Annotated in this window: 13 protein-coding genes; 9 read left to right on the top strand and 4 right to left on the bottom strand. The window is 72.7% G+C overall.

The features are described from left to right. Positions 1–6 precede the first annotated feature (6 nt). The 5 genes from ACFWI8_RS10105 (at position 7) to ACFWI8_RS10085 (ending at position 3,999) form a co-directional block, all read left to right on the top strand. The gene (locus tag ACFWI8_RS10105; protein ID WP_387088031.1) at positions 7–585 is read left to right on the top strand and encodes a TetR/AcrR family transcriptional regulator; all 579 of its coding nucleotides are present in this window, start codon (positions 7–9) and stop codon (positions 583–585) included. 89 nt (positions 586–674) lie between these two features. Then, positions 675–1,421: a glucose 1-dehydrogenase gene (locus ACFWI8_RS10100; RefSeq protein WP_387088028.1), complete on the top strand. Its 747-nt coding sequence runs from the start codon at positions 675–677 to the stop codon at positions 1,419–1,421. A gap of 59 nt (positions 1,422–1,480) precedes the next feature. After that, the gene (locus ACFWI8_RS10095; RefSeq protein WP_387088026.1) at positions 1,481–2,023 is read left to right on the top strand and encodes a DinB family protein; all 543 of its coding nucleotides are present in this window, start codon (positions 1,481–1,483) and stop codon (positions 2,021–2,023) included. Between the two features lie 168 nt (positions 2,024–2,191). Further along, the gene (locus tag ACFWI8_RS10090) at positions 2,192–3,358 is read left to right on the top strand and encodes an MFS transporter (RefSeq protein WP_387088023.1); all 1,167 of its coding nucleotides are present in this window, start codon (positions 2,192–2,194) and stop codon (positions 3,356–3,358) included. A 62-nt stretch (positions 3,359–3,420) separates the two neighbouring features. Beyond that, positions 3,421–3,999, top strand: coding sequence for a DUF488 family protein (locus ACFWI8_RS10085; RefSeq protein ID WP_387088020.1), 579 nt, complete (start codon positions 3,421–3,423; stop codon positions 3,997–3,999). Between the two features lie 3 nt (positions 4,000–4,002). On the opposite strand, the gene ACFWI8_RS10080 is transcribed toward ACFWI8_RS10085, so the two are convergent. Next, the gene (locus ACFWI8_RS10080) at positions 4,003–5,082 is read right to left on the bottom strand and encodes an alkene reductase (RefSeq protein ID WP_387088017.1); all 1,080 of its coding nucleotides are present in this window, start codon (positions 5,080–5,082) and stop codon (positions 4,003–4,005) included. A 119-nt stretch (positions 5,083–5,201) separates the two neighbouring features. Between ACFWI8_RS10080 and ACFWI8_RS10075 the strand changes: the two genes are divergently transcribed. Together ACFWI8_RS10075 and ACFWI8_RS10070 are read left to right on the top strand one after the other, a co-directional pair. Then, positions 5,202–5,573 carry a MerR family transcriptional regulator gene (locus ACFWI8_RS10075; RefSeq protein WP_387088014.1) on the top strand — a complete coding sequence of 124 codons (372 nt, stop codon included), beginning with the start codon at positions 5,202–5,204 and terminating at the stop codon, positions 5,571–5,573. Positions 5,574–5,685: 112 nt separating this feature from the next. Then, a complete protein-coding gene (locus ACFWI8_RS10070) occupies positions 5,686–6,699 on the top strand; it encodes a class I SAM-dependent methyltransferase (RefSeq protein WP_387088011.1) in 1,014 nt (337 codons plus the stop codon). A gap of 20 nt (positions 6,700–6,719) precedes the next feature. Here the strand turns inward: ACFWI8_RS10070 and ACFWI8_RS10065 are convergent, their stop codons facing one another. Beyond that, positions 6,720–8,549, bottom strand: coding sequence for a VanW family protein (locus ACFWI8_RS10065; RefSeq protein WP_387088008.1), 1,830 nt, complete (start codon positions 8,547–8,549; stop codon positions 6,720–6,722). Positions 8,550–8,679: 130 nt separating this feature from the next. Next, on the bottom strand, positions 8,680–9,132 hold the full coding sequence (locus ACFWI8_RS10060; protein WP_387088005.1) for an ATP-binding protein: 453 nt from the start codon (positions 9,130–9,132) through the stop codon (positions 8,680–8,682). 194 nt (positions 9,133–9,326) lie between these two features. On the opposite strand from ACFWI8_RS10060, the gene ACFWI8_RS10055 reads away from it, so the two are divergent. Next, positions 9,327–10,184: a helix-turn-helix domain-containing protein gene (locus ACFWI8_RS10055; RefSeq protein WP_387088002.1), complete on the top strand. Its 858-nt coding sequence runs from the start codon at positions 9,327–9,329 to the stop codon at positions 10,182–10,184. 6 nt (positions 10,185–10,190) lie between these two features. After that, complete coding sequence (locus ACFWI8_RS10050; protein ID WP_387088000.1) at positions 10,191–10,460, top strand: DUF397 domain-containing protein; 270 nt, start codon at positions 10,191–10,193, stop codon at positions 10,458–10,460. Positions 10,461–10,499: 39 nt separating this feature from the next. On the opposite strand, the gene ACFWI8_RS10045 is transcribed toward ACFWI8_RS10050, so the two are convergent. Further along, on the bottom strand, positions 10,500–12,047 hold the full coding sequence (locus ACFWI8_RS10045; protein ID WP_387088183.1) for a DHA2 family efflux MFS transporter permease subunit: 1,548 nt from the start codon (positions 12,045–12,047) through the stop codon (positions 10,500–10,502). Positions 12,048–12,142: the final 95 nt, after the last annotated feature.

Genomic DNA, 12,142 nt, shown 5'->3' with positions numbered 1-12,142 from the left:
AGGAACGTGAGCGGGAGCACCCATGGCGGCGCCGACGTCGAGAGCGACCGGGACCGGATCCTGGCGGCGGCGCGGCGGCTGTTCAACGAGTCCGGCGTCCAGACGGTGGGCATGGACGCCATACGCACCGCTTCTGGCGTGCCGCTCAAGCGGCTCTACCGGGCCTTCCCGGCCAAGGAGGACCTGCTCCAGGCCGTGCTCGAGGAGCGCGACCTGGAGGTCCGCGAGGCCCTGGTGGCCTATGTCGAGGAGCACGCGGACACCCCGCGCGAGCGGATCCTGGCGGTCTTCGACTACCTCGACGAGTGGTTCGGTCAGCCGGACTTCCGCGGCTGCCTGTTCATCAACACCGTGGGGGAGCTGGGTGCCGTCTCCCCACGGGTCACCGAGGTGGCGCGGGTGCACAAGCGGGCCTTCCGTGACCAGCTCCGTGCGCTGGTGGCCGCGGCCGGCCTGCCCGCCGAGCGAGCCGACCAGCTCGCCGTGCTGGCCAACGGGGCCATGGCCACCGCTGGGATCAACGCCAGTAGGGAGCCGGCCCGGCAGGCCCGGGAGGTCGCCCGGATCCTGCTCGACGCCGACTGACCCGCGAAACGCCGGCATGGCATGAACCGTGGCGGTGCGGCGCCTCGGCACCATGTGGTGACGGAGCGTCATCGCGAAAGGCGGGCAGCATGGGCAAGCTCGACGGCAAGGTGGCCGTCATCACCGGCGCCGCGCGGGGCATGGGGGAGGCCCACGCGCGGCGGTTCGTGGCCGAGGGGGCCAGGGTGGTCGTCACCGACGTCAACGAGGACGGGGGCCAGCGGGTCGCCGACGAGCTGGGCGGCAACGCCCGCTTCCTCCGGCACGACGTCGCCTCCCTCGCCGACTGGCGCCGCGTCGTCCAGGAGGCCGAGCGGACCTTCGGCCCGGTGACCGTCCTGGTCAACAACGCCGGGATCCTGGGGCCTGTCGTCGACACCGTCGACCTCGACGAGGACGCCTACCTCAGGGTCTGCGCCGTCAACCAGCACTCGCAGTACTACGGGATGAAGACGGTCGTGCCCGGCATGCGGTGGGCCGGCGGCGGCTCCATCGTCAACGTCTCCTCCGCCGCCGGCCTGGTGTCGATCGTGGGCTCGCCCAGTCTGGCCTACGTGGCCAGCAAGTTCGCCTCGCGCGGCATGACCAAGCACGCCGCCGTCGAGTACGGACCGGACAACATCCGGGTCAACTCCGTGCACCCCGGCTACATCAGGACGCCGATGATGGTGGAGGCCACCGACGAGGAGGGCGGCGGCATCGGGGACACCGTGCCGCTGCGCCGGCTGGCCGAGCCGGAGGAGGTCACGGGGCTCGTGCTGTTCCTCGCGAGCGACGAGTCCTCCTACGTCACGGGCACGGAGCACGTCATCGACGGCGGCCTGACCGCCCAGTAGCGGGCGGGCGGCGGAAAACCGCTGGCGGGGGTGTCGGAGCCGCCGCCTACACTCCGCCCATGACCGACATCGATGAGCACGGGCGGCCCGAGCCGCCCGTGGCGGGGGACGAGTTGGCGACCCTGCTGGGTTTCCTGGAGTTCCACCGGGCCACCCTGGCGTGGAAGTGCGAGGGCCTCGACGCGGCCGGGCTCGCGGCCACGGTCGGGGCCTCGACCATGACGCTCGGCGGGATGCTCAAGCACCTGGCCTACGTCGAGGACCACTGGTTCTCGTACTGTCTGCACGGGCGGGACCGGCAGCCACCGTGGGACACCGTGGACTGGGGCGCCGACCGGGACTGGGACTGGCACTCGGCCGCCGAGGACCGCCCCGAGGCGCCGCGGGCACTGTGGGAGGAGACCGTCGAGCGGTCCCGCCGGGCGGTCGAGGAGGCGCTGGCCGGGGGCGGCGGGCTCGACCAACTGGCCCGGCGGGCCTGGCGGGACGGGCGGTCGCCCAACCTGCGCTGGATCCTGGTGCACATGATCGAGGAGTACGCGCGGCACAACGGCCACGCCGATCTGCTGCGCGAGGCGGTGGACGGGAAAACGGGGGAGTAGCCGGCGCCGTCCAGGTGTACGGTGAGCGGCCAGGAGGTCAGGGACATGGGCGGATGTGGGGCACCCGGGAGTCCGGGCACGCGGTGACGCGCGTGCCGCCCGAGCGAGATCGCGTGGCACGGCGAGCGCACGTCCTCCCGTCCGTAGTCGCCGAAGGGTCCTTCCTCCGTGTCCGCCTCACTCCTCGTTCTCTCCTGTCTCGCCTATGTCAGCATGGCGCTGCCCGACAGCGTGCTGGGCGTCGCCTGGCCGGCGATGAGCGTCAGCCTCGACCAACCCGTGGGCGCGCTCGGCCTGTTGCTGCCGTTCGGGGTCGGTGGTGCCGTGCTGTCCAGCGCCCTGACCGGCCGGCTGCTCGGCCGGATGGCGCTCGGCCGGCTGCTCTCCATCAGCACCTGGCTCTCCGTCCTCGCCGTGGTCGGCTACGCGGTCGCGCCCTCGCTCTGGGCCGTGCTCCTGGCCACCACCCTCCTCGGCCTCGCCTCGGGCGCCATCGACGGCGCGCTCAACGCCTACGCCGCGAGCCGGTTCGGCGCCCGGCAGATCACCTGGATGCACGCCAGCTACGGGCTCGGCTCGGTGCTCGGTCCCGCCGTGGTCACCGTGGTGATCAGCGCGGAGCTGAGCTGGCGCCTCGCCTACGTGCTGGTGGCCGGCGCCCAGGCGGCGCTCGGCTGCGCGTTCCTGCTGAACACCCGCCGCTGGGCGGCCGCGAAGCCGCGCGTCCCCGAGCGCCCGCAGGGCCCGGCGCCGCGCCCGGGCCGGGGCCTCGTCCTGGGCTCCACGGTCTTCATGCTGCAGATGGGCGTCGAGGGCGGCATCGGCCTGTGGGGATACCTCTACCTCACCTCGGCGCACGACCTCCCGGCCGACGTGGCGGGCCTGGTCGTCTCCGGCTACTGGGCCGTCATGTTCCTCGGTCGGCTCGGCCTCGGCCAGCTCGCCGAGCAGGTCGGGGTGGGCCCGGTGCTCGCGGCCTCCATGGCCGGGATCGTGGCCGGCACCGGGGCCATGGCGGCGCCCGGGCCCGTCGCGCTGGCCGTCGGCGGGATGCTGCTGGTGGCGCTCGCCTCGGCCCCGGTGTTCCCGCTGCTGATCCTGACCACGTCCGACCGGGTCGGCCCGGCCCGGGCCGACCGGGCCGTCGGCGTCCAGATGGCCGCGGCCCAGGGCAGCAACGTGCTGCTGCCCGGCGCCATCGGCCTGCTGATCGAGCGCTTCGACGCCGGCGTCATCGGGCCCTCGCTGCTCGCGGTGGCCGTCGCCATGGCGGCGGCCTACGCCCTGCTGGCGCGTCCCGGCACCGGCCGGGTGCCCGCCGGCGAGCCGGGCTGAGGCGGCGCCGGGTGGGTCGGCCGACCGGCGCCCACCGGCGCTCCTCGGTACGATCCCGAGAGATGTCCGAGAGAGGTCCCAGACCGATCGAGCGGCCCGGAGGCGCCCGGACGGCGCCGGTGACACTGCTGACGTTCGGGCACGGCACGGTCGGGCGCGAGCCGCTGGCCGCGCTGCTGCACGGCGCCGGCGTCCGGGCCGTGGTCGACGTGCGGACCGCGCCCGGCAGCCGGCGCAACCCCGACGTGAGCCGGGAGGCGCTCCGGCGGTGGCTCCCGGAGGAGGGCATCGACTACCGGTGGGAGCCGCGTCTCGGGGGCTTTCGGCGGGCGGCCCCTGACTCCCCCGACGTCTTCTGGGAGAACGCCTCCTTCCGGGGGTACGCGGGGCACGCCCGCCACCCCGACTTCCTGGCGGCCACCGACGAACTGCTGCGGCAGGCCGCCGACGTCCGCACCGCCGTGATGTGCGGCGAGTCCCTGTGGTGGCGCTGCCACCGGCGGATCATCGCCGACCACGCCGTCCTGGCGCGCCACGTCCGGGTGGAGCACCTGGCGCACGACGGCCGGCTCACCGAGCACCGCCCTTCGGCCGGCGCCCGGCTGCGCGCGGACGGGCTGCTGGTCTACGACCGGCTGTGACCGTCAGTACTGGTGACTCGGGTAGTCGATGAAGCCGGCGTCGCCGCCCCCGTACCAGGTGGCGTGGTCCGGGGTGGGCCGCAACGGGGCGCCGGTGCGGAAGCGTTCGACCAGGTCGGGGTTGGCGAGGAACGCCCGGCCGTAGCCGATCAGGTCGGCGCCGCGCGCCAGCCACTTCTCGCCGTCGGCCCGGTCGGTCTCGTGCGGGCCGATCTGCCCGCCCGGGTTGACGACGAGCGTCCCGGGCCACGCCCGGCGCAGGCCGTCCATCAGCTCGTCGTCGTCGGGCGGGGCCAGCAGGTGGACGTAGGCCAGGCCGAGCGGGGCGAGCGCGCCGAACAGCGCCGCGTAGAGCTCCGGCACGTCCTCCTCGACGACGTCCCACACCCGGCCGCCGGGGGAGAGGCGGATGCCGACGCGCTCCGCGCCGATCGCGTCGGCCGTCGCCGTGACCGCCTCCACGGCGAAGGCGATGCGACCGGCGATCGAGCCGCCGTAGCGGTCGGTGCGCAGGTTGGCGTTGCTGGAGAGGAACTGCTGGATCAGATAGCCGTTGGCGCCGTGCAGTTCGACGCCGTCGAAGCCGGCCTCGACCGCGCGGCGGGCGGCGTCCGCGTACACCTGGGCCTCGGCCGCCACCTCGGCCGTCGTCAGGGCGCGGGGCACCGGTCCTGGCAGTGTCTTCTCGCCGAACTTGACGAACACCTCGCCGCGCAGCGCGACCGCGGAGGGACCGACCGGCTGGTGGCCCGAGACCGCCGGGTGGCCGACCCGACCGCCGTGCATGAGCTGGGCGAAGACGCGGCCCCCGTTGGCGTGCACGGCCTGCGTCACCGGGCGCCAGGCGGCGACCTCGGCGGCGTTCCGCAGCCCCGGCATGTTCGGGTTGGACTGGCCGGGGTGGCTGGGCGCCACGCCCTCGCTGACGATCAGTCCCGCGGTGGCGCGCTGGGCGTAGTAGGTGGCCATCGAGGGGGTGGCGAGGCCGTCGGCGGTGGCGCGGGCCCGGGTCATCGGGGCCATCACGAGGCGGTTGGGAAGGCGCAGGTCGCCGATGCGGTAGCCGTCGAAGAGGCTGGTCACGGGTGTTTCCTCCGCGTGGGTGGAAGGGATGGACCGAACTGCGCGCGCGACGGCTACGCTAAAAGCTCACGTTAACGTCAGAGGCAAGTCGGGGTGACCGGGATCACCGGGGAGGCGCGATGCGGATCGGCGAGCTCGCCGCACGGACGGGTGTCAGCGTGCGGGCGCTGCGCTACTACGAGGAGCAGCGGCTGCTGGTGCCCGAGCGCAGCCCCGCGGGACAGCGGCACTACCCGGAGCGCGCCGTGGACCGGGTGCTGATGATCCAGGAGCTGTACGCCGCCGGGCTCACGAGCCGGGCGATCCTCGCCCTGTTGCCGTGCATCTCCACCGGCGAGTCGACGCCCGAGGTGCTGGCGGCGCTGGCCGCCGAGCGGGACCGGATCACCGCCAGGATCGGCGAGTTGACGCGGGCCCGCGACCGTCTTGACTCCACCATCGACCGGGCCACCACCGCCCTGGTCACCGGCACGCCCTGCGCGCCCGCCTAGCCCTCACCCGAACGGTCGCATTTCGCCCGGCCCCGCATGCGCGTGTCGCGGCCCCGCCACAGGCTGGGGACAACGCCGAAACCCTAGGAAGCACAGAAAACAGGGGCATGCGATGACGACATCCCAGCAGCGGCTGCCGGAGGGGGCGCGCTACTGCGCCGACACGTTCAACGGGGCCATCGCCTCGGCCGCGCTGAGCGCCGCGTGGGAGATCGGGCTGCTCGACGAGCTGGACCAGAAGCGACGTGTCGACATAGTCGACTTCGCCGAGCGGCGGGACGCGCACCCGCACACGGTGCGGGCCATCCTGGTCGCCCTCTCCAGCCGCCGCATCGTCACGCTCGACGCGGAGCGGAGGGTGGCCGAGACCGACATCGGCTTCGACGACGCGTTCCGGGCCCGCGCCTTCTTCTACTGGCTGACCCGGGGCTGCGGCGAGCTGCTCACCACGCTGCCGGTCAAGGTGGTCAACAGCCTGCGGCAGGGCGGCTTCGTGCGGCGGGACGCCCGGGCCCTCAGCGTGGCCTGCCGCAACATCACCCAGACCTACTTCGACCCGCCGCTCCGCGACATGCTCGAGAAGCTGGAGTTCGGCACCGTCGCCGACCTGGGCTGCGGTGGCGGGGAGCGGCTGCGGATGCTCGCGGCGCTCAGGACCGAGCTGCGGCTGATCGGCGTCGACAGGTCGGCGAGCGCGATCAGCCTCGCCAGGGAGGCGGTGCGCGAGGCTGGTTTCGCCGACCGGGTCACGCTGCTCCAGGACGACCTCGTCACCATGGGCCCGCGGCCCGAGTACGGGCAGGTCGACACGGTGACCTGCTTCCTGATGGGACACGACCTGTGGCCCAGGCAGAACTGCGTGCGCACGCTGCGTCGGTTGCGGACCGTCTTCCCTTCGGCCAGGAACCTGATCCTTGGCGACACCTGCCGCTCCACCGGCCTCGACGGTCCCGAACACCCCATGTTCACGCTGGGGTTCGAGACCGTGCACAGCGTGATGGGGCAGCTCGTGCCGACCATCGACGAGTGGTCGACCGCCATCGAGGAGAGCGGTTGGCGGATCGTCGACCGCCGCCTCCTCGACGTCCCCGCGTTCAGCTTCATCGACGTCCTCACCCCGGCCTGAGGGCGCCCGGGGCGCCGGGGTCAGTAGGCCGGGCCCCCGTACCACCAGGGCCAGCCGCCGCCGGGGAGGCGCGGGTCCTGTGCCGGGGCCGGGTCGGGTTCGGCCTCCCGCGCCGAGACGGAGCCGGACGCCGTGACCGGGCACAGGATCTCGTCACGCGGCACGTAGCTGGTGGTGTAGCTCTCCCGGCCGACCTCCTCGCCGTCGTCGACGAAGACCCGCTGGACCTCGACGTCGAAGCCCTCGAGCGGGGGCTGCGGCACACAGTCCTCGCCCTCGCCCCTGCGGGTCTCGGGTTCCCGGACGTTCTCGCGCGGTCCTGTGTCGGCGCGGACCTGGTCGTACTTCCTGGTGCCGAGGAAGGTGACGGTGACCGAGGTGTCGGTGGCGTCGGCCAGGATGTAGACGGCGTTGCCCGAGTCGTTGAGGAAGCTCAGGTCGAGGCTGCCCCAGGCGACGGTGGCCTCGCGGCCCTCCGGATAGCGCTCGATGTAGAAGGAGTGCGCGCCGTGTTCGAGCGGCTTGACGCCGGCGAAGAAGATCGCGTTGTAGACGGTGGTGGCCACGGCCGAGACGCCGCCGCCCTGGGCGCGCTGGTACCGGTCGTCGAGGATGATGACGCCCTCGACGAAGCCGTTCTCCTCGGTGCGCTCGCCGACCCGGTCGTTGAAGCTCCAGGTGTCGTCCGGCAGCACCAGCGAGCCGTCGATCAGTTCGGCGGCGCGGCCGATGTTGGTGGTGCGGTAGTCGGCGGGCTCGAACTCGACGGTGAACGAGGACATCTCCTCGACCAGGCCCAGCTCCCGGTAGGTGTCGCGGCTGAGCGTGGGCTCGACCGGCTCGGTGTCCACGGGGCCGGTGCGGGCCGCGTCGCCGACCCTGGTCAGCAGCGGTAACACGGCCTCGCCGACGGCCTCAGGGGCCACCTGGCTGCCGGGCTCGCCCGGTTCGTCGAAGACCACCCGGTCGCCGTCGAGCCGCAGGGTGCCCTCGACGGGCTCGACGGCGGCCGCGGCGAACGCCTCGGCGAGGCGCTCGTCCCCGGCCAGCCCCTCGCCATCCAACTCCGGGCGCAGCGTGCCGAGCTGGTCGGCGGTGAGCGCCAGGTGGTCGCCGATCACGGCCGGCGGTATCGGGATGCCGCGGTCGCCGGCGGTGAGGGTGACGGGGCCCGACATCGCCGGCTCGGCGAACTCGGCGACGGCCCGGTCCACCTCGCGCCGGTCGGTGCGCGGCTCGGCCTGCCAGACCGGCAGCCGCACGGGCCCCGCGTCGGTGTCGAAGGGATAGGCGTCCCGCAGCGGAGCGAGAGAGCCGGTCACGTCGAGCACGATGCCCGCCTCCGGCTCGGTGACCTCGACCTCGCCGTCCACGAAGGCCACCGCGCCCTCCTGGACGGCGCTCTGCCAGGAGTTGGCGAGCGCGGTGAGCCCGGTCCTGGCGGCGGCCGTGTCCTGGGTGACCACGGGCTCCAACTCGCCGCCGCCGGCGCCGAAGAGGCGACGCAGCAGGCCGGGGCGGTCGGCCTGGGCGACGGTCGCCCCGACGTCGACGCGGAGGCCGGCGGTGGCCGGCTCGACGGCGTGCCGTTCGGTCTGCTCGCCGCCCAGCAACACCGGGAGGGGGGCGGCCCACGAGTCGGCGAGCTCGACCGACAGCCGGTCCTCCGCCTCCTCGGCTGAGAGACCGCCGATGTCCACGCCCTGGACGCTGGTGCCCTGCGCTATCTCCCCGCCGAGCGGGCCGAAGAGCAGGATCCAACCGAGGGACAGACCGCCGAGACCGAGCGCCAGCACGCCGCCGATGAGGACCGGGCGGGGTGGACGCGGAAGAGGGGGGATGCGCGACACGCGCGCACCATAGCGCGCCGTGACCGTGCGTGTGCACTCCGGAAACCACACTCGTAAAAGGTTGTGGCGCGCGTGGCGGAAGTTATCCAATTTTGATCTCGGCGACCGGCGGGTCCCGAACCGCCGCCCCTCAGGGGCGTATCTCGGCCCACACGGTGCAACCCGACACGTGTCCCGGCGGGATGACGCCCCAGCGCACCGCCAGCGAGTCGAGCAGCACGAGGCCCCGGCCGCCCTCCGCCTCCGAGCTCGCCTGGCGCGGCACCCGGGGGGCCATGCCGTGGCCCTGGTCGGTGACCTCGATCCGCACCCCGGAGCTCTGTGCCACCAGCCAGCACACCACCCGGTCACTGCGCGTGTGCAGGATGGCGTTGGTCACCAGCTCGGAGACGACCAGTTGCGCGGTGTCGGTGACCGACTCCGGCAGCCCCCAGTGATGGAGGCGGGCCCGCACGCGGCTGCGCGCCGCGGCGACGGAGGTGGCGACCGCCGGCAGGTCGATCCGCTCGCCCGGCGGGCTCGGCGGGCGGCGATCCGCGCGACGGGGCTGGGGAATGCGCGTCGTGCCGTGAAGTGGGGACACGTGCGGGGTCGCCTTCCATGGGGCCTGAGCCATCGTGAGCCGGGTCACTTGATAACTATGGGCAACGACGCTACGCAAGCGCAAGGGGAGTTCTGCAATTTGCAGAAAGTCAGAGGATCTCTGTCGATGCCGCTACGGGGTGTGGCAAACTTCTGCCAGGGTCGGGGGACTTGGCGAGGCCGGAGGAGGGCGACGTGGCAGAGGCGCGTTCTGGGCCGACCGTTGGGCAGATCGTCCTCGGCATGCGGCTGCGCGACCTGCGGGAGCGGGCCGGTCGCAGCTTCGCCGACGCCGCCCGCGCGCTCAGCGTCAACGCCACCACCGTGCGGCGCATGGAGAAGGCCGAGGTCGGCCTCAAGCCGCTGTACGTCAAGGCCCTGTTGGAGCTCTACGGCGTCGAGGGCGCCGAGGTGGTCTCCTTCATGGAGCTGGTCGAGGAGGCCAACCGCCCCGGCTGGTGGCAGCGGTTCCGCGACGTCACCCCCGACTGGTTCTCCCTCTATGTGAGCCTGGAGGGCGAGGCCAGCCTGATCAGGGCCTATGAACCGCACTGCGTCCCGGGGCTTCTGCAAACCCCGGACTATGCCAGAGTCCTGTTCAGAACAGGTTTTCCGGGCGCCCCGGCCGAGGAGATCGAGCGCAGGGTGGACCTGCGCATGGCGCGTCAGGAGTTGCTTCGCCGGCCGCACGCCCCGCTGCTGTGGGCCGTGGTCGAGGAGCACGTGCTGCGGCGCAGGGTCGGGTCACCGGCCGTGATGCGCGCGCAGGTCGACCGGCTGATCGAGGCGACGTCGCTGCCGAACGTCACGCTGCAGATCATGCCGCTCAGCGCCGGGCCGCACCCCGGCATGTTCGGGCCGTTCCAGCTCTTCAGATTCGAGATCCCGGAACTGCCGGACATCATCTACGCCGAGGGGCTGACCGGCGCGGCCTACCTGGACGAACGGCCCGACACCGTGGCCTACCTCGAGGTGCTCGACCGCATGGGCGCGCAGGCCGCACCCGTTCAGGACACCGCGGCGATCCTCGGTGACATTCGCAAGGAGCTCTGACACCGCATGGGTGACGAGACGCGCCCCCGGGCGCGCACCACGGAACGCATATACAACGGGATGCCGGCCAGGGAGTTGGGGACCGAGGGCTGGCGCAAGCCCTGGAGCGGGACGAACGGCGGCAACTGCGTCGAGGCCATGAAACTGGCCGACGGCCGGGTGGCCCTGCGCCAGTCCACCGACCCCGACGGGCCGGCACTGATCTACACCCAGCACGAGATCGAGACCTTCATCCGCGGCGCCAAGCAGGGGGAGGCGGACTTCCTGCTGGCCTGACGGCCGGGCCCGCACGCGTCGCGCGGCGGGCCCGTGCCGCTACTGCCGGGTCCTGAGCGCGGTCTCCTTGACGAAGAGCGTGAGCAACAGCGCCACCACCGCCGCCGGCGCGGCGAACAGGAAGATGTCGGCGACGCCGTGCCCGTAGGCGCTCTCGACCACCGTGCGCAGCGGCGCCGGCAGCGTGTCCAGGTCGGGGATGCCGCCGCCGCTGGCGCTCTCCGCGGGGATGCCGAGGTCGGCGAGCCCTTCGCGGGTGTAGTCGGTGACGCGGTTGGCGAGCAGCGCGCCGAGCGCCGAGACGCCGATCGCGCCGCCGAACGAGCGGAAGAAGGCGACGACGGAGCTGGCCACGCCCAGGTCCTTCGGCTCCACCTGGTTCTGGGTGGCGAGCACCAGGTTCTGCATCAGCATCCCGAGGCCGAGGCCCATCAGGGCCATGAAGGCGGCGATCCGCCAGTAGGGGGTGTCGTAGCGCATGGTGCCCAGCAGCCCGGTGCCCGCGCTCACCAGCACGCCGCCCGCCACCAGCCAGCGCTTCCAGCGCCCGGTCCTGGTGATGAACTGCCCCGAGACCGTGGAGGACAGGAACATGCCGGCGATCATCGGGATGGTCATCAGCCCGGAGACGGTGGCGCTCTGCCCCCTCGCCAGCTGGAAGAACTGGCTGAAGAAGACCGTGCCGGCGAACATGGCGACGCCCACGAAGAGCGAGGCGACCGAGGTGAGCGTGATCGTCGTGTCGCGGAAGAGGCGCAGCGGGATGATCGGGTCGTCGGCCCGCAGCTCGACGAGGACGAAGAGCGCGCCGAGCAGCAGCGAGCCGCCGACCATGGCCGCGGTCTGCCAGGACGCCCACGGGTAGCTGTCGCCGGCCAGCGTCACCCAGATCAGCAGCAGCGAGACGGCGGCGCTCACCAGCAGCGCGCCGGCCCAGTCGATCCGCACCCGGCGCCTGACCACCGGCAGGTGCAGCGTGCGCTGGAGCACCAGCAGCGAGGCCAGCGCGAACGGGACGCCGATGTAGAAGCACCAGCGCCAGCCGAGGCCCGGGGTGTCGGTGATCACGCCGCCGATCAGCGGGCCGCTGACGGTGGCCACGGCGAAGGTCGCGCCCAGGTAGCCGCTGTAGCGGCCACGCTCCCGCGGCGGGATCATCGCGGCCAGGACGATCTGCGAGAGGCCCACCAGGCCGCCGACGCCGAGGCCCTGCACCACGCGGACGGTGATCAGCATCGCCGCGTTCTGCGAGAGGCCGGCTATGAGCGAGCCGACCACGTAGACGAGCAGCGCGATCTGGATGAGCAGCTTCTTGCTGAACAGGTCGGCGAGCTTGCCCCACAGCGGCATCGAGGCCGTCATCGACAGCAGGGTCGCCGTCACCACCCAGGTGTAGGCGGACTGCCCGGCGCCCAGGTCGGTGATGATGTGCGGAAGCGCGTTGGTGACGATCGTCGAGGACAGGATCGCCGCGAACATGCCGAGCAGCAGCCCGGACAGCGCCCGCATGATCTGTGGATGGGTCATCGCCGGCGCGGGTGGCTCCGCCGCCGCCGCGGTCGGGTCCGCCCGGTCGGCGGCGGTCAGGTCTTCCTTACTCTGTGTCGTCACGGTCTTCCCATCGGTTGCTGTCCCGCTGGCGACCCTACGACAAGATGCTTACTACATATAAACGAATTGGC

This window comes from Streptomyces sp. NPDC127098 (assembly GCF_042722465.1).
Lineage (GTDB): Bacteria > Actinomycetota > Actinomycetes > Streptomycetales > Streptomycetaceae > Streptomyces > Streptomyces millisiae.
The sequence above is the reverse complement of the archived record's forward strand: the minus strand, read 5'-3'. Positions and strand labels throughout refer to the sequence as shown.

Bases quoted from the DNA above. Each gene is read 5' to 3' on its own strand.
- ACFWI8_RS10100 (WP_387088028.1), top strand. From the start codon at position 675: ATGGGCAAGCTCGACGGCAAGGTGGCCGTCATCACCGGCGCCGCGCGG.
- ACFWI8_RS10075 (WP_387088014.1), top strand. From the start codon at position 5,202: ATGCGGATCGGCGAGCTCGCCGCACGGACGGGTGTCAGCGTGCGGGCG.
- ACFWI8_RS10095 (WP_387088026.1), top strand. From the start codon at position 1,481: ATGACCGACATCGATGAGCACGGGCGGCCCGAGCCGCCCGTGGCGGGG.
- ACFWI8_RS10050 (WP_387088000.1), top strand. From the start codon at position 10,191: ATGGGTGACGAGACGCGCCCCCGGGCGCGCACCACGGAACGCATATAC.
- ACFWI8_RS10070 (WP_387088011.1), top strand. From the start codon at position 5,686: ATGACGACATCCCAGCAGCGGCTGCCGGAGGGGGCGCGCTACTGCGCC.
- ACFWI8_RS10085 (WP_387088020.1), top strand. From the start codon at position 3,421: ATGTCCGAGAGAGGTCCCAGACCGATCGAGCGGCCCGGAGGCGCCCGG.